Origin of the sequence: Flavobacterium sp. (assembly GCF_965277525.1) — a bacterium.
In the GTDB taxonomy this organism is placed as follows: domain Bacteria; phylum Bacteroidota; class Bacteroidia; order Flavobacteriales; family Flavobacteriaceae; genus Flavobacterium.
Map to the genome: position 1 here is coordinate 201,642 of NZ_CBDIDC010000006.1, position 22,977 is coordinate 224,618.

Here is a 22,977-nt window from a genome sequence, read left to right on the forward strand (position 1 = left end):
AATTACTTAATTTCCAAAAGAAAAAACTTCCGTAACCCCCTAAACAAAAGACATCTCAATCAAAACAGAAATAATTAATCACAAAGAACACTTCAAATAAAATCACAAAGCCAAATTTTAAAAAACAAAAAAAGCGAGACATTTCTGTCTCGCTTTTTATATATAAAATATAATAAAAAATTATACTTTTATTTCTACTTCAACCCCACTTGGCAATTCAAGCTTCATTAAAGCATCAATAGTTTTAGATGAAGATGAATAAATATCAATCAATCTCTTGTATGACATTACTTCAAATTGCTCTCTCGCTTTTTTATTAACGTGCGGAGAACGTAACACAGTGAAAAGTTTTTTGTGAGTTGGCAACGGAATTGGACCTGTTACAACTGCTCCAGTAGTTTTTACTGTTTTTACGATCTTTTCAGCAGACTTATCTACCAACATGTGATCGTAAGATTTTAGTTTTATTCTGATTTTTTGACTCATTTTCTTAAGAATTAAGCGTTACCTTTTGCTTTTTTAATTACAGCTTCTGAAATATTAGAAGGTGTTTCTGCATAGTGAGAAAACTCCATTGTCGAAGTCGCTCTACCAGAAGATAATGTTCTCAATGTAGTTACATATCCAAACATTTCTGATAAAGGCACATCAGCTTTAATAGTTTTCGCACCGTTTCTGTCACCCATGTCATTAACCTGACCTCTACGACGGTTGATATCACCAACGATATCCCCCATGTTTTCTTCAGGAGTAATAACTTCCATTTTCATGATTGGCTCCAAAATAACCGCACCAGCAGCCTTAGCCACTTCTCTATAACCCATTCTTGCAGCTAACTCAAAAGAAAGCGCATCAGAATCGACAGGGTGGAAAGATCCGTCTGTCAAAGTTACTTTCAAACTATCCACTTGATAACCAGCCAATGGACCAGTTTTCATAGCTTCACGGAAACCTTTTTCTACAGATGGAATATATTCCTTAGGAACGTTACCACCTTTTACCGCATTAACAAATTGCAATCCTACAGGAACTTTACCATCAACTTCTTCAGCTGGCTCAAGTGTAAATACGATATCACCGAATTTACCACGACCACCTGATTGTTTCTTATATGTTTCTCTATGAGTTGCACTTCTTGTAAATGCTTCCTTATATTCAACCTGAGGCTCACCTTGGTTCACTTCAACTTTAAATTCACGTTTCATACGATCTACCAAGATATCCAAGTGAAGCTCACCCATACCAGAGATAATCGTTTGCCCTGAAGCCTCATCTGTTCTAACAGTAAATGTTGGATCTTCTTCAGCTAATTTAGCTAAAGCCATACCCATTTTATCAACGTCAGCTTTTGTTTTAGGCTCAATTGCAATACCAATTACCGGAGCAGGGAATTTCATAGACTCAAGAATAATTGGGTGTTTTTCATCACACAATGTATCTCCAGTTTTGATATCTTTAAATCCAACAGCAGCCCCAATATCTCCAGCCTCAATAAATTCGATTGGATTTTGTTTATTAGCATGCATTTGGTAAATACGAGAAATTCTTTCTTTATTTCCTGAACGAGTGTTCAAAACATAAGAACCAGCATCTAAACGACCAGAGTAAGCACGGAAGAAAGCTAAACGACCTACGAATGGGTCAGTAGCAATTTTAAATGCCAAAGCAGCAAACGGCTCTTTTACATCTGGCTTACGCAAGATTTTAGTTTGATCTTCTTCTAACAATTCAGCATCATCAGGATGAATCCCTTCGATACCTTCTTTGTCCATTGGAGAAGGCAAATATTTACAAACTGCATCTAACATGAATTGAACTCCTTTGTTTTTGAAAGAAGAACCAGCGATCATAGGAATGATAGCCATATCCATAGTAGCAGCCCTTAAAGCTTTGTTGATTTCTTCCTCTGTAATAGAGTTTTCATCTTCCATGAATTTCTCTAAAAGATTTTCATCGTAATCAGCAACTGCCTCAATAAGAATAGATCTGTATTCTTTAACCTCTGCAACCATATCCTCAGGGATTGGCACAATATCAAAAGTTGCCCCTTGAGTAGCATCATGCCAGATGATAGCTTGGTTTTTTACTAAATCCACAACACCTTTGAAATCATTTTCCTCACCAATTGGCAAAGTGATTGCAACAGCATTTGATTTCAACATATCACGAACTTGTTGACAAACAGCCAAGAAGTTAGATCCTTGACGGTCCATTTTGTTTACGAATCCCATACGAGGAACTCTATATTGATCAGCAAGTCTCCAGTTAGTTTCTGATTGAGGCTCAACACCATCAACAGCACTAAACAAGAAAACCAAACCATCAAGCACACGTAACGAACGGTTTACCTCTACAGTAAAATCAACGTGTCCAGGAGTATCAATAATATTAAAGTGGTAAGGCAATGATTCAGGCAAAATTTTACCTTGCTCAGTTGGAAAATTCCATTCACAAGTTGTTGCAGCTGAAGTAATTGTAATACCTCTTTCTTGCTCTTGAGCCATCCAGTCCATTGTTGCAGCACCATCGTGTACTTCACCAATTTTATGTGACTTTCCAGTATAAAAAAGGATACGCTCAGTTGTTGTTGTTTTACCAGCATCAATGTGAGCAGCAATTCCAATATTTCTTGTATATTTTAAATCTCTAGCCATTTCTTACGAATTAAAATCTAAAGTGAGAGAAAGCTTTATTAGCTTCTGCCATCTTGTGAGTATCCATTCTTTTCTTAACCGCAGCACCTTCTTCTTTAGCCGCAGCTAAACATTCTGACGCTAAACGTTGTGCCATAGATTTTTCATTTCTTCTTCTAGAATAAAGTATCAACCACTTCATTGCCATAGAAATTTTTCTGTCCGGTCTAATTTGCATTGGAATTTGAAATGTAGCTCCACCAACTCTACGACTACGTACTTCTACGTGAGGCATAACGTTTGTTAAAGCATCTTTCCAAATTTCTAATGAAGATTTTTCTGAATCTTGCTTTTTAGACTCAATGATGTCAATTGCATCATAAAATACTTTGAAAGCTGTAGATTTCTTACCATCCCACATTAAGTTGTTCACAAAACGTGTTACCAATTGGTCGTTAAACCTTGGATCTGGTAAAAGTGGTCTTTTCTTTGCCGCTCTTTTTCTCATGTCTTTTTTTTAATAAAAAGTTATAGGTTATCCGTTAAATGTTATGTGTTATCTTTTTCAGCTTACGCTTAAAAATTCAAACCCTTAACTCCTAACCTCCAACTCTTAACGTTTTAAATTACTTTTTTGCTTCTTTTGGGCGTTTAGCACCGTACTTAGATCTTCTTTGCGTTCTTCCTGCAACTCCTGACGTGTCAAGCGCTCCACGAACGATATGATATCTAACACCTGGTAAATCTTTTACCCTTCCACCTCGCACTAATACTATCGAGTGCTCTTGTAGATTGTGTCCTTCTCCAGGGATGTAAGCATTCACTTCATTACCATTTGTCAAACGTACACGCGCAACTTTACGCATTGCAGAGTTTGGTTTTTTTGGTGTAGTAGTGTAAACACGCGTACAAACCCCTCTTCTTTGAGGACAAGAATCTAAAGCAACCGATTTACTCTTCTTAGTGATCTGAGTTCTTCCTGTTCTTACTAATTGTTGAATTGTTGGCATAATTAATACTAAAAATTTATTATGTATATTAAATTCCCGCTTTTTACGGGGTTGCAAATGTATAAAATATTTTTCACTATACAAACGTTAATTCATTAATTTTCAATAACATTATTTAAGCTTATGTTTTTACAAACAAACAATTGATATTTGCAATACTTTTAAAAACCAAACAATTAGTTTTGAAACACTTTTTATACATATTTCTTTTTTGCCTAAGCACTTCTATTTATAGCCAAAATTTTTATTTAAAAATAAACGGCTCAAATGAAATCGAAAGTCAAATAATTGACTCCATTAGTTATACCATAAAACATCCAAATATCAAATCCCTGCAAGAGGAATTAAAAAGCACTTCAGAACGACTAACCAAAATTGGCTTTTTAGACAATAAACCCCAACAAATAAAACAGCTAAATGACAGCTTATATACTTCAATAATAGACTTAAAAAAAAGAATTAAGGCACTACATATATATATAGGTACAAACAATATTTTTTATGACCCAATAGAAACAAAAAAGGACACCATAATAATACCTTATAAAGAAGTGGAAAACTTCCTGAATCAAAAAATAATTGATGCCGAAAAAAAAGGTTTTGCGTTAAGTAAAATAAAATTAGAGAATATCAAAAGAAAGAATTTAATAATTTATGCTGACTTAAATTTTAAATCCGAAAAAAAACGCACCATAAATTCAATTATTCTAACCCAGGAAAACCCTGAAGGAAGATTTTTTTTTCCTAAAGGACATTTAAAGCAACTCAACAAAAAATACCTCAATAAAACTTTTAATCAAGAAACTGTAAAAGAATTATACGACGATATAAATAATTTTGAATTTGTCACACAAACAAAGTACCCTCAAATATTATTCACAAATGACTCTACTAAAATCTACACTTATATTGAAAAAAGGAAAGCCAATACTTTTGATGGATATATAGGCTTTTCAAATGATGACAATAAAAAAACCACATTAAACGGCTATCTGGATATCGCATTGCTCAATACCCTTCATGCCGGTGAGCAATTTTCATTATACTGGAAAAGTGATGGAAACCAACAAAAAACTTTTAACACAAAAATAGAAATACCCTATGTATTCAAATCGGCATTAGGAATAAAGGCACAGTTAAATATTTTCAAACAAGACAGTACTTTTCAGAATACCAAAACCGCAATTGACTTAGGCTATTACTTAAATTACAATTCGAAAATATATCTTGGATATCAATCAACAGAATCAAGTGACATTCAAAATACTAACAATTCAACCATCAGCGATTACAAAAACTCCTTCACTACCTCGACAATCGACTATAAAAAAACAGATCATATTAATCATTTATTTCCAAAAAAGGCATATTTGAATTTTATGATTGGATACGGAAAGAGAGACACTAATAACAATCCGGAAACAGCTGAATCAAGCAAGCAATTTTACACTAACTTAAACCTATCCTACAATTTCGAATTAAACAAAAAGAACTTCATTTATATTAATTCGCAAAATTTTTATTTAAAAAGCAAAAATTATATCTCTAATGAACTTTTTAGATTTGGAGGTCTAAATTCAATTAGAGGTTTTTCCGAAAATAGCCTACAAGGCAATAACGTAAATCTACTTTTAACCGAATATCGATACTTAACAGCCAAAAATCTATACCTACACAGCATAATTGATTATGGAATTTATGAAGATCAGACCAATTTGAACAACAATAAAAAATTCAATAATTTAATTTCATTTGGTGTAGGATTAGGACTACTTACGGAAAGTGGATTTTTGAGAATAATTATCGCGAACGGCCGCGTAAACAAAGAAGAAATAAAATTTTATAACAGTATTTTGAATATATGTTATAATGTTAAATTTTAAACATTCTTTAAAATTCATTAACAGAACATTAGGATTATTAACGAATTATTATGAATATTGTAAAACTAATTCAAAATAATTGAGAAAATGAAACCAAAGTTCAATGGATTTTTAGTACTGTTATTAGTACTATTCGCGCAACTAACCTTTGCGCAGGAAAGAGCCGTTTCCGGTACAGTTACCGATGATGCAGGCATGCCTTTACCAGGTGTAATTGTATTAATCAAGGGGACAAAAACGGGAACACAAACTGATTTTGATGGCAAATATTCCATCAAAGCAACAACAAGTCAAATTTTAGTTTTTAGTTACATTGGAATGAAGTCGCAAGAAGCCATAGCGAGCTCATCACAAATCAACACCAAACTATCCGGAGACGCACAACAACTAGAAGGCGTTGTAGTAACAACCGCAATGGGTATCAAGAGAGAAAAAAAATCTCTAGGATATGCTTCGCAACAAATTTCAGGCAAGGATATCAATGGCGGAGCCGGGAGCACTAACGTTTCCAACCTTCTATCAGGTAAAGCTGCCGGTGTAGAAGTTCAAAGAAATAACAACTTTGGCGGATCTACGAATGTTGTCATAAGGGGAAATAAATCTCTTACCGGAAACAATCAGGCGCTTTGGGTAATTGACGGGGTGCCAATTGACAACTCAAACTCAAATGCATCTTCTCAACAAGTTGGTGGCGGAGGTTATGATTACGGTAACAACGCATCAGACATTAACCAGGAAGACATCGAAAGTATCAACATCCTAAAAGGAGCCGCCGCAACTGCACTTTACGGATCAAGAGCTGCAAATGGTGTCGTAATGGTAACAACCAAAAAAGGAAAATCAAATGACAATAAAATAGGTTTCTCCTTCTCAAGTGGCTTCACCAACGGAAGTGTTGATAAATCAACATTTCCAAAATACCAAAACAGATACGGATCAGGTTACGGTTTTGGATCATCATTTTTAGGAACCGGAACACCTGACACAGTAGATACATCAAATGATGCATCAGACGGAGACGCATTTGACAATCAATTGGTATACCAATGGGATGCATTCACTCCTTTTTCACCAAATTACGGAAAAGCCACTCCATGGACAGCTGCCAAAAATGGTCCGGTAACCTTTTTTAAAGATGCTCAAACTTTTGTAAATAGCATATCATTAGAAAAATCAACCGAAAGATCAAGTCTTTCTATGACGTACGTAAACACAAATCAAACTGGAATCTTACCAAATAGCGAACTGAAAAAGAATCAAATCAGCGCTAGATTTAGTCAAAAAGTAACAGATAAACTTACTGCTAACGCATATGCCTCTGTCACACTACAAAGCACAATAGGCAGAAACTCAACAGGTTACAACGATAACATCATGAGTAATTTCAGACAATGGTGGCAAACTAACACGGATGTACAAGCACAAAAAGACGTTTATTTTGCTTCAGGAGGCCAAAATATAACATGGAACTGGGCAGATCCAACATCTCCGGAAGGACTAGTACCAGCATACTGGGACAACCCGTATTTCACCCGTTATCAAAATTATTCTTCAGATGACAGAACACGTTTATTCAGCTATGCATCCCTTAATTATGACATCGCGCCATGGTTAAGCGCCTTAGGAAGAGTTTCGTTAGATACTTACAAACAACTTCAGGAAGAAAGAAGAGCGATAGGATCTATTGCATCAGGATTTGGTCTTTCACCGGTTGACGAATCTTCGGGATACCAAAGAAATGACATCAACTTCCAGGAAATCAACTACGATTTCATGTTAAATTTCAATAAAAAATTCGGGGACAACATTAGCATAAATGGAGTACTTGGTACTAACATAAGAAGAAATGACAGAGACAATGTACTATCTTCAACAGTGGGAGGCTTAGTAGTACCGGGAATATATGCTTTATCCAATTCACGCTTAGACTTACCATTCCCAAAAGAAGCTAAAATATCATCCGGAGTTAACGGTATTTATGCTCAGGGATCGATTGGCTACTTAGACACTTATTTTGTAGATGCCTCCATAAGAAGAGACGTCTCATCTACATTACCGGACGATAACAATTCATACGTTTATCCGGCAGTTTCAGGATCTTTCTTATTCTCAAACCTTGTAAAAGCAAACTGGTTAAATCTAGGAAAGTTCAGAATCAACTACGCCGAAGTTGGAAATGATGCAGATGCATTACAATTAAACAACACCTACACCAGAGTTTCAAACTTTCAAGGACAACCTCTTTACACGAACTACCTACTTCTTCCGTTTCGTAGTATCAATAAAAACCCCGAACTTAAGCCTGAAAGAACAAAATCTTTCGAAATTGGTTTAGAATCAAGTATGTTTGACAGAAGACTGGGATTCGATATTACGTATTACAAAACAAACTCGGTTGACCAAATCGTATCTGCAGCAGTTTCATCTGCTTCCGGATACACTAACGGACTTGTTAACGGCGGAAATATCGAAAACAGAGGATTTGAAATTCAATTGAACGGGACCCCAATAAGAACTAAAGATTTTAGCTGGGAAATAATCGTCAACTGGTCAAATAACAGAAGTAAGGTTATTACTTTACCAAACGGCCTAGACAATCTTCAACTTGGAGCTTTTCAGGGAGGAGTTACAGTTAACGCCGCACCAGGAGAAGCTTATGGTGCACTAAAAGGAACAGATTATGTTTATACAAACGGCCAGCCAACTATAGATCAAGCTACTGGGAAATATATGATAACTACATCTTCAAGCAATACAATAGGAAATATTACTCCGGACTGGATTGGTGGTGTTAGAAATAAATTTACTTATAAAAATTTAAGTCTTGGTTTTTTAATTGACACACAAAAAGGCGGTGACATATTTTCATTAGACATGTACTACGGACTTGCTTCCGGATTATACAGAGAAACTGCGGTAGGGGATATTAGAGAAAATGGTGTTTTGCACGAAGGAGTAGCTCCAAACGGAACACCTAATACTGTAAAAACAAAAGGTGGTACAATTGCAAACAGCCTGGGATATCAAGCTGCACCAAATAAAGCTTTTATTTATGATGCATCATTTGTAAAATTAAGAGAAGTATCAATTACCTACAACTTCCCAAAAAACATGTTCGACAATACTTTCTTGAGCTCTGCATCTGCAAGTCTTGTAGGATCGAATTTATGGATAATCAGTAAAAATCTACCTTACGCAGATCCAGAAAGCGGATTATCTTCAGGAAATAGCTCTAGAGGTTATTCAGTTGGTTCACTTCCAACTACCAGAGATATTGGATTTAACCTAACATTCAAATTTTAATACGAAAAAAAATGAAAAAATTAATATATGCTTTAGGAATCATGATCCTCACGATATCATGTGACGATAGTAGCCTAACAGACTTAAATGTAGATGTCAAAAACCCCTCTGTAGTACCTGCAAGCACCTTATTTACAAATGCAGAAAAAGGGTTAACAGAACAACTTGTTAATACTAATGTAAACAGAAACATATTTAGATTAGCAAATCAACAATGGACTGAGACCACATACCTAGACGAATCCGTTTATAATTGGGTCACCCGTAAAATCTCAGACAATCACTGGGACAGACTATACGCAGGAGCCTTAGCTGATTTATCACAAGCAAAAGGTTTCTTAGAGAAGGATGTTATTTTATCTACAGATCCTGAATTTGCACAAAAAACTATTACTAAAAAGAATCAATTAATTCTAATTGATATTTTAATGGTTTACACTTATCAAGTACTAGTAGATACTTACGGAGATGTTCCCTACACAGAATCTCTAAAGGCATCTGGAAACTATCTGCCTAAATATGATAAAGCAGTAGACATCTACAAAGATCTTATCGTTCGTCTAAATAATGACATAGCAAATATAGATCCTTCACAGCCTGGATTTGGAGATGCCGAAGTTATTTACAAAGACAACTTAAATGCATGGATCAAATTCGCCAATAGTATCAAATTAAAATTAGGGATAAACCTAAAAGCTTCGGGCTTAGAAAGTGCAATCGCAGACGCAACAATTATTTCAGGTGCAGCAGGTGGATTTACATCTAATGCAGACAATGCAAAATTACCTTACATGTTAAACCTTCCTAATACAAATCCACTTTATGTAGATATGGTATTCTCAGGAAGAAATGATTTCGTTGTTGCAAAGCCATTTGTTGACGCACTAGTAACATTGAATGACCCTAGAAAAACACCCTATTTCAGACCAACTTACAAAGACACAGACCCAGTTACCGGAGATTTAATAACAATCACAGGTTATAAAGGAGGTATCGTTGGATCTAAAAATTCACAATCAAGATTTACGCATGTAAGTGATAAGATAAAAGCTCCAGACTTCAGTGGTACTTTATTAGATTATGCAGAAGTAGAATTTTTACTGGCAGAGGCTTCTGGAAGAGGAGTAGCCGTAGGAGGCACTATCGCTTCACATTATGAAGCAGCAATTAGAGCTTCTATGCAGGATTGGGGCGTTGCCTCAGCAGATGCCGATACCTATTTAGCCCAGCCAGCAGTTGCTTACGCCACGGCCACAGGAACATGGCAGCAAAAAGTTGGAGAACAAGCATGGTATGCTTTATTCAACAGAGGGTTTGAAGGATGGACATCTACAAGAAGGCTAAATTTCCCTGCTCTTACACCACCGGCAAATGCAGATGCCGCTGCTGAAGGACAAATTCCGTCCAGAATGGCATATCCTATAAGAGAGCAAACATTAAATGCTACAAATTATAACGCTGCTTCTACATCAATTGGAGGAGATAAATTAAGCACTAAAATATTCTGGGATAAATAAAACCATAAATACTAAGTTAATTTAACATAAAAACCACTCTTTAAAAAGAGTGGTTTTTTTGCATAAAAGTTATAAAAAAAAGAATACCATCGACTATTTTCTTAAATTTAACATTTTAAACAATTGCATAATTTTTCATTATTATCATATTTGAAGCATAAAAATGCGAATTTATAATTTACACGCGTTTTTTAACTATAAAAAAACAATATCTTATAGCAAAATCATAATTTAACTAAAAAAAAAGCTTTTTATATTAGGTAGATTAACAAATTATTAAGATTTTTGTCAAACTAATTCAAAATATTTAAAAATGAAACTAAAGTTCAATGGATTCTTAGTGCTATTATTAGTACTAGTTGCGCAACTTACTTTCGCGCAAGAAAGAGCTGTTTCTGGAACAGTTTCTGACAATACAGGAATGCCTTTACCGGGTGTTAGTGTATTAGTTAAAGGAACAAAGACAGGAACACAAACAGACTTTGATGGTAAATTCTCTATCAAAGCATCTTCAAGCCAAATTTTGGTATTTAGCTACATCGGGATGAAATCCCAGGAAGTAGCTGCAAGTTCAACATCTCTTAATGTAAAATTAAAAGATGACTCAGTAGAACTGGAAGGTGTGGTTGTAACCGCATTGGGTATCAAAAAGGAAGAGAAAAAACTTGGATACGCAGTATCTAAGGTAACTTCTGACGAAATCACAAAATCTGGTGAGCAAAACGTTCTTCAGGCATTAGCAGGAAAAGCTGCCGGTGTTCAGATTATTGGTTCTGGTGGTACTCCGGGAGCTTCAAGTAAAATTATTATTAGAGGTGCTAATACAATTACAGGTACTACTGACCCCCTAATCGTTGTTGACGGTGTTCCAATTGACAACACAACAGATCAAACTACTGCAGGAGACAACCCATTTAACTCTAACTTATCTGGAATCAACAACTCTAACAGAGCATTAGACATCAACCCTAATGACATCGAAAGTGTTACCATCCTTAAAGGACCAGCAGCAGCTGCATTGTACGGAGCAAGAGCTGGTAATGGTGTTATTATTTACACTACTAAAAAAGGTAAAAACGGAAAAGGTTTAGGAATCGACTTCAACACTTCATTAGGAATAGATAAAGTAAGCCAATTACCTGCAAAACAAAGAATATATGTTCAAGGGACAAATACTAAAGACTTCAATGGTGCTAGCCCACAAAGCTGGGGACCAACTGCAGCTTCATTAGGTTTACCAACTTACAATAATGAAAAGAACTTTTTTCAAGAAGGTATAACGCAAACTAACAACATCTCTATTTACGGAGGAGACGAAAAAGCTACGTTTAGAGCATCTTACGGAAATGTTACCCAAACAGGTATGATACCGGAAACAGGACTAAAAAGAAATACTCTTAGACTTGTAGGGGATATCAAATTAAGCGAAAGCTGGAAAGCTGGAGGTAGCTTACAATACACACATACGACTAACGTTTTAGCTCAAAATGGTAGTAATGTATCTGGGGTTATGTTAAGTTTATTACGTTCTCCAACTAATTATGATTTAAGAGATTATATTACTCCAATAGGAGATAACAAAAATTATGTTACATCATACGACAACCCATATTTTACAGTAAACGAAAATCCTGCAACTAGTGACGTTAATCGTGCTCTAGGAAATATGTACTTAACTTATCAGCATGCTGCGTGGTTAAACGTAACTGCAAAAGGTGGTATTGACGCTTATTCAGATGCACGTAAACAAATTTTCGCGAAGTCATCAAACGGAGATGGCTTAGGAGGAATAGGTGAAGTTGCATTTAACAGCATTACAAATAAAGATTACTACGGAGATTTAATCGCATCAGGTTTACTTCCATTAAAATCTGAGTGGTTAAAAATTAACTATACAGCTGGTCTTAACTTACGTTCTACTCAATATTTGAGCGTATACTCAAGAGGTAAAGACTTGGCAGTTAGAGGAGTTTATAATTTAGGAAATGCAACTGAGTTATATGCTTCTAATTACGAAGAAAACCAAATCTCAAGAGCATTATTTGCTCAAGTAGATTTTGAGATTAAAGACCAACTTTTCCTTTCAGGGACTGTACGTAAAGAATGGTCATCAACTTATGGTGACAATGTAAAAAGCGCAATATTTCCTTCAGGAACTGCTTCTTGGATTTTATCAAATACATTTGACTGGGCTAGTTTTGCTAAGTTAAGCTATGGTTACGGTGAAGTAGGTATCGCTCCAAAACCTTACAGAACAATTAGCACCTTTGCTCAACCATTTATGACTGATGGTTTCACAGACGGTTTAAGCTTTCCTTATAACGGAGTAAACGGAATGTCACCTGCTGGAAGACTAGGAAATCAAGATTTAAAACCAGAAAGAGTACTAGGACATGACTTAGGTTTAAGTACAAAATTTTTAGAAAATCGTTTAGCAATAGATCTTAACCTTTATTACAAAACTTCTAAAGACCTATTAATTGACGTACCGCTTCCTCAATCATCAGGTTTCGCTTTAGACTACAGAAATGCAGCTGAGTTAGTTAACAAAGGTATTGAACTTGAAATTGGATATGACATTTTCAAAAAGAGTAATGCTTTCCAATGGAACATCAACTTAAACTGGGCTAAAAACGAAAATAAAGTTACTGATATTTCAGGTGGTTTAAATGAAATTTCTATAGAACCCGCTTTTGCTTCAATTGGTTACTATGCCGTTAAAGGACAGCCATTAGGTAGTTTTTACGGTACAAAATGGGAACGTGATGCAAATGGACAAAAAATAATTGGAAGTGACGGATTACCAATAATTGCTGACCAAACTGGTAACTTAGGTAATTCTGCTCCAAAATGGACAGGAGGAATTAGAAATACATTCTCTTTCAAAAGAGTAACATTATCAGCATTAATAGACGTAAGACATGGTGGCGCAGTATATAATGGTACTTTAGCCAGATTAGACAACTTTGGTCTTTCTGAAAGATCTGCAGACAGAGAACACAACTATATTATTGACGGAGTTAAAGAAGACGGAAGTAAAAATGATATAGCTATACCAGCTCAAAAATACTACAGAGAATTCCTTGGTGACAATGGTGGAGCAGCAGAAGAAGCTGTTACACAAGTTAACTGGGTTAGATTACGTGACGCAACAATAAGCTATGACTTTAATGTAAAAGAATTCCCATTGTTTACTGCAGCACAGATATCATTGACAGGAAGAAACCTATGGTTAAACACTAACTATAAAGGTGTTGACCCAGAAACTAGTTTAACCGGTGCAGGTTCAAGCATCAATGGATTAGATTACTTTAACAATCCAGGGAGCAAATCATTCATAATGAGCTTAAGAGTAAGTTTTTAATCTAAAAATAAATGAAAATGAAAAAATATATAAAAAGTGTAATTCTAACGGCATTTAGTATTAGTTTACTAACAAGCTGCCAGACAGAATTAGACACCTTTAACGAAAATCCAAACACTCCAATAACCACTACGCCATCATTATTAATGGCAGCGATGGAAGTTTCTACTTTTTCTACAAGTACAAGTGGAGTAATAAGAACTGCATCGATTTTCACCCAACATTTAGCGGGAACGGATATTGGTCAATTTGGACCTGTTTCACGCTACATTGTAACTGAACAAGATGTTAACAATGAATGGAACAATATTTACGGAACAACATTGGTAAGTGGCTATATTCTAAACCGTGATTTTGGAACACAATATCCATATTACAATGGAATAGGTCAAGTATTAACCGCCATAAATCTTGGATATGCAACAGACATGTGGGGAGACGTTCCTTATGATGATGCATTTAAAGCTGATGCAGGTAATAAGGCTCCAAAATACAATACACAACAAGAAATCTATCAAAGATTACAATCTATTTTAGATGCTGCTATTGTAAATTTAAAAAAACCTGAAGCGAGCAATCTAGAAACCCCTGGTACCGATGATTTCATCTTTAAAGGTGACACTGAAAAATGGATCAAAATTGCATACGTCTTAAAGGCAAGATATGCTTTGAGATTAACTCAAGTAGATACTGGTGCAGCCCAAAAAGCTTTAGATTACATTAATGCATCTGGAGTTACTTCAAATGCTGACGATGCAAATACTTATTTCCCTGGAACAGCAAATGGCTGGAATCAGTGGTTCGCTCTTAACAACGGAACTCGTTTAAACTACCTAAAAGTTGGTAAATATTTTGTAGACAATTTGCAAAACGCAGCTGACCCAAGACTACCATTTTCAGTAGCAAAAGACGCAAATGGAAATTACACAGGAAATGCACCTGAAGATCAAACGTCCAATACAACTTCTTATATTGGATCAGCATATGCTACTTCAACATCGTCTACAGGAATAGTAACTTATGCTGAAGCTAAATTTATTGAAGCTGAGGCTAAAGCTAGATTAAACCAACCTGCTCAGGCAGCTTTATCACAAGCTGTAGCTGCATCTGTACTTAAAATAACTGGTACAGCAGCAACTCCAGCATTTCTAGCTACTGCAACTGCAACTTTCGACGTTCAAAGTATCATCAAACAAAAATACCTTGCTCTATTCTTAACTATGGAGCCATATAATGACTTCAGAAGAACTGGATTTCCAGTTTTGATTCCGAATTTAAACTCGCAATCAAAAACTATCCCAGTAAGACTTCCAACTCCATCTGACGAAAGACAATATAATGCTAATGCTACAGTAGTTAGTAATTTAACTTCACCAATCTGGTGGGATAAAGACTAACTTTATTCTCAACTAAATATATTAAACCACTCTGTTCATTCAGAGTGGTTTTTTTTTATATCAACATTATACCTATATTTGTCCCATGGAAAAAGAACATCAAATATTTGGAATTAGAGCCATTATAGAAGCAATTCAAGCAGGAAAAGAAGTTGATAAAGTATTTATACAAAAGGAGATTTCAGGCGAATTAATGAAAGACTTAATGAAAGTGATGAAACGCGCTAACATTAATTTCTCTTATGTACCTGTAGAAAAATTAAATCGATTAACACCTAATAACCATCAGGGAGCAGTGGCAACCATCTCTCCTATTGGCTTTATAGAGCTGGAACATTTAGTTGAATCAACTATTGCCTCCGGAACTAAACCCTTATTTTTAATATTAGATCAGATTTCTGATGCCCGTAATTTTGGAGCAATTATCAGAACTGCAGAATGCACTGGCGTAAACGGAATCATTGTACAAAAGTCCGGCTCTGCCCCAGTAAACGGAGATACCGTTAAGACATCTGCCGGAGCTGTCTTTAATGTCCCTATTTGCAAAGTGGAACACATTAAAGATGCTATTTTCTATTTGCAGGGTTCAGGAATTAAAACAGTTGCTGCCACCGAAAAAACAGATCAGAATATTTATGACGTTACATTAAACGAACCGATAGCTATCATCATGGGATCTGAAGAAAGAGGAATAAACCCTTCTGTACTTAAAATCGTCGATGAAAAAGCAAAATTACCAATGTTTGGATCTATAGGATCACTAAACGTTTCTGTAGCTTGTGGAGCATTTTTATATGAGGCTGTTCGACAAAGAAGTTAAATAGTATTAGGAATTAGGATGGCAAATAAATATCTCAATTGATGTCTTTAACCCCTACTCGAAACAGATTACTTAAAAAACCTGGTTTAATACTTGTAATTTTATTGATTACAAGTATTAACTACGGACAGAAGACTACTTACAATCAATTTTGGAATGAAATTCAATTCACCCGAACTATTAATGAAAAATGGTCGACTGAATTGAATCTGGGCGCCGTCTATAGCAGTACGGAATCTTCTTCAAATATTTTCCAGCAAAACACACAAAGATCTGCACGCGTTTGGGGACATTACTACTTTTCTCCACGCTGGAAGTTCTCCTCTTTTCTGGCTTACAATTACAACAAAGATGTTCCCGAAATTGGCCAATTCAAATCTCCAGAAGTGAGGTTTGCTCTGCAGGGAATTTACTATTTTCATAAAACCGGTTACACATTAAGCACAAGAATGCGAATGGAACTTCGGCACATGCGAAGCGAGGACGGAACCTATGATAATGTTTTACGCTATCGCCAACAAATAAAATATATTCAACCAATAAACAGTAAAGTTCTAAGAGAAGGTGTTGTTTATGGAGTGGCTTCTGACGAACTGTTTTTTAAGTCAGGAACTAAAGTAACCGGCCTAAGCTTCTTTGACCGAAACAGGGTAAATATTGGAGCGGGTTATTTATTTAGTGATGACATACAAGTCGAACTCACCTATGCTAACGAATATCTTCCCAGAGACGAGGGAAACCAAATTGTAAACGCAGCATCACTGACTGTTACCTTTAATAATTTTTTTAAAAATCTAAATAAAAAATTACATCATAAGAATGAAGCTTCAAGTGAAGATTAGTAATTTTATTTGTCCTCTTTTTTCAAAAAACAAGCGAGCTGCTTAACGATAGCATCTTTATGCAATTTAAAATCATAATTACGCACAAACTCCGTCCCTTCCATATTAATTTCAGCTACCACAGCATCAAACTTAGCAAAAGCTTCAATATCTTTTTGATCTATTAAATAAAGCACTTGCATAACTGAATCGTTATCTCTGTATTGTGTATCGTAATGTGTTAATTTATATACTTTTTTATCAGCAAGATGAATTATTAAATCTTCCTTAATTTTTTTGCCGTCTTTTTTAGCAGGAAATGGTGAAGGCTGAAGTGCTATAAAAAAATGTTCTTTATCCGTTACGATATTAATCTTTAGTGACTTTGACTTTGTTGTATAAAAATCTGCAGGATCAAAATAGTACGTCATAGTACCATCAGGAAGTACTCTGTTCTTTATGTCACATTGAGCATGCAATTTCAAACTTATTACAACTAATAATAAAACGATTGTAAAGTTTATTTTTATCATAACATGTCGATTTGAAATTAGAATACAAACAAAAATAGGCTTTTTTAATTAATCCAAATACATCAATTTACACTTTCATCTCCTGATTCTGTTTTGGTTACAGTATAATTAACTAAAAAATTAGAATTATAATAAGTTGAAAAATCTTGTACCTCTTCTTCAGGTATTTCAGTATTTACAAAGTTTCCGTTTTCATCGAAATGCTTCATAAAAGCATCTTCCCCGGGATTGAAATCCGGTTTTTGCCATTCGTAGACTATAGGCTTAGCATATTCCGGCGTTTTATAAATTAACGACATTGCGAACCCGGTAACAAAACCAGCTAAATGCCCCTCCCAGGAAATGGTTTTGTCAACGTCCGGAAAAACATACCAAATCATTCCTCCATAAAGCAGAATTACTGATAACGAAAGTGCTACTAAGCGATAATATCCAGTCTGAATGCCTTTAAAAAAAATAAAACTCACCAATACATAAATCAATCCACTGGCACCTATGTGATAATTGGAGCGACCAATAATCCAGGTTACTAATCCTGAAAACAAAATTCCGAAAGCAATGACAGACAAAGATTGTTTTGGGTAAAAAAATTGCATCGCCGCCAATAATACTAAAAGGGGAATAGAGTTATTATATAAATGGCTTAAATTTTCATGAATAAAAGGACTGAACAAAACACCCTGCAAACCTGAAAAGTGACGAGGATAAATCCCATATTGATAAAAGTCAAAATCGAAACGGATTTGTACCCAATAAACAATCCACAAAAAAAGAACAAAAAAAACAGGAAGGCCAATAACAGCATTCGAAAATTTAAAGTGGTTGTCATTCATCGTTTTTTGAAATAAAGTTATGAAGATGATATCAAAAAACTATCCAATTACAATTTACTGATAATTTGTCAGCTAAAACTTCTATAGCCTTTGTTATGATTTGTAACCCTTTAAAAGTATAAAATTAAAATTGAAAATAGTAATTTTACAAAATGGAAGCACCTTTAGCCGAGCGTATTCGCCCACAGCAATTAGAAGACTATATTAGTCAAAGTCATTTAGTTGGACCAAACGGTTCGTTGACCCAACAAATTTCGAAAGGACTCATTCCTTCATTAATCTTTTGGGGACCACCCGGAACTGGGAAAACTACGCTGGCACAAATTATTGCTCAGGAATCTAAGCGTCCGTTTTATATATTGAGTGCTATCAATTCAGGCGTTAAAGACATACGTGATGTAATTGAAAAAGCAAAACAAAGTGGCGGATTGTTTACTGCTAAAAATCCCATTTTGTTTATTGATGAGATTCATCGCTTTAGTAAATCGCAACAAGATTCACTTCTGGCTGCGGTCGAAAAAGGCTGGATTACACTTATTGGCGCAACAACCGAAAATCCAAGCTTTGAAGTTATTCCTGCATTATTGTCACGTTGTCAAGTTTATATCCTGAATGCTTTTACAAAAGCTGACCTGGAAGCTTTGCTACATCGCGCCATGAAAATAGACCCCTATTTAGCCTCAAAAAACATTAGGCTTAAGGAAACAGAAGCTTTACTCCGACTTTCTGGCGGGGATGGAAGAAAACTACTGAATATTTTTGAACTTGTAATAAATGCTTCTGCAGGAGATGAAATCATTATTACCAACGATCGCGTTTTCGAATTAGTACAACAAAATACGGTTTTATATGACAAAAGTGGCGAACAGCATTATGATATTGTTTCAGCATTTATAAAATCAATTCGTGGCAGCGATCCAAACGGAGCTGTATATTGGCTGGCAAGAATGATTGAAGGTGGCGAAGATGTGAAATTTATTGCCCGAAGAATGCTTATTTTGTCCAGTGAAGACATTGGAAATGCAAATCCAACGGCTTTTATAATGGCTAATAACACGTTTCAGGCGGTAACCACTATTGGCTATCCTGAAAGCCGAATTATCCTAAGCCAATGTGCCATTTATTTAGCGACCTCTCCTAAAAGTAATGCCTCGTATATGGCAATTGGAAACGCGCAACAACTGGTCAAACAAACAGGTGACTTACCGGTTCCTATTCATTTAAGAAATGCTCCGACTAAACTTATGAAAGAATTGGGTTATGGCGATGATTATAAATATTCGCACGATTATGCCAATAATTTTGCAGAACAAGAATTTTTACCGGATGCTGTAAAAGAAACGGTTCTTTATAATCCGGGAAGCAACTCAAGAGAGAACAGCAACCGCGAATTTTTAAAGAACCGTTGGAAAGATAAATATGGCTATTAAACCTTTATTTTATTTTTAGAATTTTACCGAAACTTTTTCAGAAATTAACTGATCGTTTTTATAATATTCAAAGAACCATTGATTGTCCTTTGCATTTAATGATCCCTGAACACCATCTTTGATTGCTATAAAAGAGTCAGGACGTGATGTTTTCAGCAATTTCATTACCACTTTTGGTGTTTTATCAATTAATTGATATCCGTTCTCTGTTGGTTGAGCATACAATAAATTAGGATCTTTCATATCTGCAACAGGAGCAGAAACTGCTGTAGCAGCCACCACCTGAGCAGGAGCAGTTTTTGTACTTACAGTATTTGTAGTGTTAAAACTTTTTCCATTGTATTTATAATGCAATGCATTTATAGAAACAAATGCCAAATCAAGACATTCTCTATAAGCAGCTTCGTAATCTTTCTCTTTACTTTTCCCTACTTCAGAAGTAAAAATTACTTTACCATAGCAATCTTTAAATTCTACATAAAGTTTAGTAATCAAAAAACCATTATCCTTTTTCACATCAACATATAAAAGATCACAACGATCACCGTAGCCTGCAGGAAGTTCTTCATTACCATAAAAAGCCTGAAAACCTGCTTTACTCAAATTTGCCTTTGTCATGGTAGACATTCTATATTGATTCTCTGATTTTAGAAAATCATATCTTAAAGGTACAATAACCGCTTTGTAATCATTAACTGTTTGCGAAAATCCAATAACTGAAGTAAGAAGTGCAATTAATAAAAATTTTATTCTCATAATTATAAATATTTTTTAAGTTCTAATAAATGGTTTACTTGTTTAATATCTTCCGGAGCTTCAACTTTTTTATCATTAAAGAAAATAGCATCCAATCCTGCATTTAATGCACCGTTGACATCGGCATCAAGACAATCGCCAATCATAACACTATTTGCTTTTGAAGCTTTGGCTGCATTTATGGCATAGTCAAAGATAATACTATTTGGCTTTTTTACGCCTGCTAACTCAGAATTTGTTATAGTATCAAAATAACCTGATAGTGCAGCGTTATTTAGTTTCTTATCCTGAACATTGGCAAAACCATTTGTAATAATATGCAACTTGTATTTTGGCTTTAAATATTCCAAAACTTCAATTGCGCCTTCAAAAAGATGATTATTATCGGTTAAGAATTCTATATAATCATTTGCAATATGATTGATATCTGCATCTGAAATTTCAACATTTAAAGCATCAAAAGAAAATTTCAACCTGTTGTAACGCAACTCGAGATGCGTAATTTTATCATTTTGATACAACTTCCAGCATTCCTGATTTATAGGAGCATATTTGGCGATAAAATCCTGTATTTTAATTTCAGGAAATCTGTTTTTAAAAATTCGATCAAAAGCCATTTCGGAATTTTTATCAAAGTCCCAAAGTGTGTGATCCAAATCAAAAAAAACATCGGTAATAGTGGTGTTCATAAGCTAAAAAATTCCTTCATCTACAAAACTATAATATTTTGTTTCAGTTATAATCAAATGATCTAAAACTTTAACATCTAAACTTTTCCCTGCCAGCGTCAATTTCTTTGTAATTTCTTTGTCAGCTTCACTTGGCTGCAAATTGCCTGAGGGATGATTATGGCACAAAATCAAGCTGGTAGCACCACTTTCCAGCGCTAATTTAAAAACAAGACGTACATCAACAATTGTACCTGTAATACCACCTGTACTCAATTTCGATTTAGAAATTACTTTATTAGAATTATTCAGAAAAAGCACCCAAAATTCTTCGTGTGGCAGCTCCCCAATAATAGGTTGCATAATTTCGAAAACCATTTTGCTTGAGACAATTTTTATTAATTCAACAGTTTTTTCAATCCTTCTGCGTCGACCCAATTCTAAGGCAGCAATAATAGTAATTGCCTTGGCCTCTCCTACTCCTCTAAAGTTCATTAGCTGTGCAATAGTCAATTTTGACAAAGAATTCAGGTTATCAGCAACACTGGCCAGTATACGCCTGCTGAGATCAACTGCAGATTCATTTCTACTTCCTGAGCCAATTAAAATAGCAATTAATTCGGCGTTGCTCAAAGCCTCTTTTCCTTTAAGCATTAATTTTTCACGAGGACGGTCTTCTTCAGACCACTTTGAAATTGAAGAGTAAGTTGCCATCTATTGTATTGTATTAATTGATCTGCTCATACAAACACTATTCGACAAGCCAACATAAGGCTCGTAGTTTTCAATAATTTCAAAACCTACCTTTTGGTATAAACTTATCGCTTCAATTTGTTTGTACAGGGTTTCTAAAATCATGATTTGAAAACCTTGATTCCTTGCTTCTTTTTCAAGTTCTTTAATTACTAATTGTGCCAGACCTAAACCTCTTGCTTCGGGCGAAACAAACATTCGCTTTAGTTCTACGGTGTCCCCATTATATTTTTTAAAACAGCCACTTGCAACAGCTTTTTCATCTAAATAAATAAGAACAACATTTGCATTAAATTCTATTAAATTATTACCCCAATAATCCTTTTTAAGTTCAGGATAACGATCCCATAAAAAAGTATCAAATATTTGTATCAAGGATATAAAATCCGGATTTTCGCTTGTTGTTTTTACAACTTTTATTCTTGAATTCATCTTTCTATAATCTAAAGGGCGAATATATTTAAAAAATAAGAAAAATCACTCATAAAAAGCACTTTCTATTTTCAAATTAATTACTTTTAAAAACAAATAGCTACTAAACAAACTCCTATCATAATAAGGATGCAACATATATACACCTTAACCATCATCTTTTTATTCATTTCTTGTAATCAGAAAGAAAAAAACAGATCCATAGCTAAAAAAGCTCCTGCAATAGCAAATAATTTTGCAGGGAAACTATCTAATGCAGCAATAACTATAATTGACCCTTCGATTGATTATGATCCTGCTTATTTTTCGATTAAATACCCTAACGGAGACATCCCTGAGAACAAAGGAGTTTGTACAGATGTTGTTATACGTTCCTATCGAAAACTGGGTATCGATTTACAAAAAGAAGTTCATGAAGATATGATCGCGCATTTTTCAGAATATCATAATTTAAAAAAATGGGGAATGACCAAAACCGACACTAATATTGATCACAGAAGAGTTACTAACCTGGAGGTTTTCTTTGAAAGAAAAGGAGAAAAGCTTGCAGTAACACAAGATCCAAAAGAGTATAAAACGGGAGAAATTGTGACCTGGATGATTAACAATAAACTTCCGCATATTGGAATTGTGACAAACAAGAAGTCAAGAGACGGGAAACGAAACCTAATTGTTCACAATGTTGGCCATGGACAAGTTCTGGAAGACTGTTTGTTTGAATATAAAATTGTAGGACATTATAAGTACTGGAAATAAAACATAAATTCCAAAAAAATATGCCAACTGCAAAACTGCAATTGGCACATTATCTTATTTTCAAATTA

Annotated in this window: 19 protein-coding genes; 9 read left to right on the forward strand and 10 right to left on the reverse strand. The window is 34.9% G+C overall.

The annotated features are described in order from the left end of the window. Positions 1-180: 180 nt before the first annotated feature. The 4 genes from rpsJ to rpsL all read right to left on the reverse strand — a co-directional run bounded on the left by rpsJ (position 181) and on the right by rpsL (position 3,643). A complete protein-coding gene (gene rpsJ / locus ACQY44_RS16280; RefSeq protein ID WP_007803605.1) occupies positions 181-486 on the reverse strand; it encodes a 30S ribosomal protein S10 in 306 nt (101 codons plus the stop codon). Positions 487-497: 11 nt separating this feature from the next. Further along, positions 498-2,654 carry an elongation factor G gene (gene fusA, locus ACQY44_RS16285; RefSeq protein WP_428231361.1) on the reverse strand — a complete coding sequence of 719 codons (2,157 nt, stop codon included), beginning with the start codon at positions 2,652-2,654 and terminating at the stop codon, positions 498-500. Positions 2,655-2,664: 10 nt separating this feature from the next. After that, positions 2,665-3,141 (reverse strand): 30S ribosomal protein S7, encoded by a 477-nt coding sequence (gene rpsG, locus ACQY44_RS16290; protein WP_007803600.1) that lies wholly within the window; start codon positions 3,139-3,141, stop codon positions 2,665-2,667. Positions 3,142-3,259: 118 nt separating this feature from the next. Beyond that, complete coding sequence (rpsL, locus tag ACQY44_RS16295; protein ID WP_007136570.1) at positions 3,260-3,643, reverse strand: 30S ribosomal protein S12; 384 nt, start codon at positions 3,641-3,643, stop codon at positions 3,260-3,262. Positions 3,644-3,825: 182 nt separating this feature from the next. Between rpsL and ACQY44_RS16300 the strand changes: the two genes are divergently transcribed. The 7 genes from ACQY44_RS16300 (at position 3,826) to ACQY44_RS16330 (ending at position 16,769) form a co-directional block, all read left to right on the forward strand. Further along, complete coding sequence (locus tag ACQY44_RS16300; RefSeq protein WP_428231362.1) at positions 3,826-5,526, forward strand: ShlB/FhaC/HecB family hemolysin secretion/activation protein; 1,701 nt, start codon at positions 3,826-3,828, stop codon at positions 5,524-5,526. 87 nt (positions 5,527-5,613) lie between these two features. Beyond that, entirely contained in the window at positions 5,614-8,829 is a 3,216-nt protein-coding gene (locus ACQY44_RS16305) for a SusC/RagA family TonB-linked outer membrane protein (protein WP_428231363.1), read from the forward strand. An 11-nt stretch (positions 8,830-8,840) separates the two neighbouring features. After that, complete coding sequence (locus ACQY44_RS16310; protein ID WP_428231364.1) at positions 8,841-10,346, forward strand: SusD/RagB family nutrient-binding outer membrane lipoprotein; 1,506 nt, start codon at positions 8,841-8,843, stop codon at positions 10,344-10,346. A 313-nt stretch (positions 10,347-10,659) separates the two neighbouring features. Further along, on the forward strand, positions 10,660-13,710 hold the full coding sequence (locus tag ACQY44_RS16315) for a SusC/RagA family TonB-linked outer membrane protein (protein WP_428231365.1): 3,051 nt from the start codon (positions 10,660-10,662) through the stop codon (positions 13,708-13,710). A 17-nt stretch (positions 13,711-13,727) separates the two neighbouring features. Further along, positions 13,728-15,107 (forward strand): SusD/RagB family nutrient-binding outer membrane lipoprotein, encoded by a 1,380-nt coding sequence (locus tag ACQY44_RS16320; protein WP_428231366.1) that lies wholly within the window; start codon positions 13,728-13,730, stop codon positions 15,105-15,107. Between the two features lie 85 nt (positions 15,108-15,192). After that, positions 15,193-15,927, forward strand: a complete 735-nt coding sequence (gene rlmB, locus ACQY44_RS16325; RefSeq protein ID WP_428231367.1) for a 23S rRNA (guanosine(2251)-2'-O)-methyltransferase RlmB — start codon at positions 15,193-15,195, stop codon at positions 15,925-15,927. A gap of 41 nt (positions 15,928-15,968) precedes the next feature. Then, the gene (locus ACQY44_RS16330) at positions 15,969-16,769 is read left to right on the forward strand and encodes a DUF2490 domain-containing protein (protein ID WP_428231368.1); all 801 of its coding nucleotides are present in this window, start codon (positions 15,969-15,971) and stop codon (positions 16,767-16,769) included. Between the two features lie 5 nt (positions 16,770-16,774). On the opposite strand, the gene ACQY44_RS16335 is transcribed toward ACQY44_RS16330, so the two are convergent. Next, a complete protein-coding gene (locus tag ACQY44_RS16335) occupies positions 16,775-17,281 on the reverse strand; it encodes a hypothetical protein (RefSeq protein ID WP_428231369.1) in 507 nt (168 codons plus the stop codon). Between the two features lie 62 nt (positions 17,282-17,343). Next, positions 17,344-18,114: a rhomboid family intramembrane serine protease gene (locus ACQY44_RS16340; protein WP_428231370.1), complete on the reverse strand. Its 771-nt coding sequence runs from the start codon at positions 18,112-18,114 to the stop codon at positions 17,344-17,346. A gap of 152 nt (positions 18,115-18,266) precedes the next feature. On the opposite strand from ACQY44_RS16340, the gene ACQY44_RS16345 reads away from it, so the two are divergent. Beyond that, positions 18,267-19,544, forward strand: coding sequence for a replication-associated recombination protein A (locus tag ACQY44_RS16345; protein ID WP_428231371.1), 1,278 nt, complete (start codon positions 18,267-18,269; stop codon positions 19,542-19,544). 15 nt (positions 19,545-19,559) lie between these two features. Here ACQY44_RS16345 and ACQY44_RS16350 read toward each other — a convergent pair whose 3' ends face one another. The 4 genes from ACQY44_RS16350 to ACQY44_RS16365 are packed head-to-tail and all read right to left on the reverse strand — an operon-like array spanning position 19,560 to position 22,153. After that, on the reverse strand, positions 19,560-20,300 hold the full coding sequence (locus ACQY44_RS16350) for a hypothetical protein (protein WP_428231372.1): 741 nt from the start codon (positions 20,298-20,300) through the stop codon (positions 19,560-19,562). 2 nt (positions 20,301-20,302) lie between these two features. Continuing rightward, complete coding sequence (locus ACQY44_RS16355; protein WP_428231373.1) at positions 20,303-20,989, reverse strand: YjjG family noncanonical pyrimidine nucleotidase; 687 nt, start codon at positions 20,987-20,989, stop codon at positions 20,303-20,305. A gap of 3 nt (positions 20,990-20,992) precedes the next feature. Next, the gene (gene radC, locus ACQY44_RS16360; RefSeq protein ID WP_428231374.1) at positions 20,993-21,682 is read right to left on the reverse strand and encodes a RadC family protein; all 690 of its coding nucleotides are present in this window, start codon (positions 21,680-21,682) and stop codon (positions 20,993-20,995) included. Beyond that, positions 21,683-22,153 (reverse strand): GNAT family N-acetyltransferase, encoded by a 471-nt coding sequence (locus ACQY44_RS16365; RefSeq protein WP_428231375.1) that lies wholly within the window; start codon positions 22,151-22,153, stop codon positions 21,683-21,685. Between the two features lie 129 nt (positions 22,154-22,282). On the opposite strand from ACQY44_RS16365, the gene ACQY44_RS16370 reads away from it, so the two are divergent. Beyond that, positions 22,283-22,909 (forward strand): DUF1287 domain-containing protein, encoded by a 627-nt coding sequence (locus tag ACQY44_RS16370; protein WP_428231376.1) that lies wholly within the window; start codon positions 22,283-22,285, stop codon positions 22,907-22,909. Positions 22,910-22,977 lie beyond the last annotated feature (68 nt).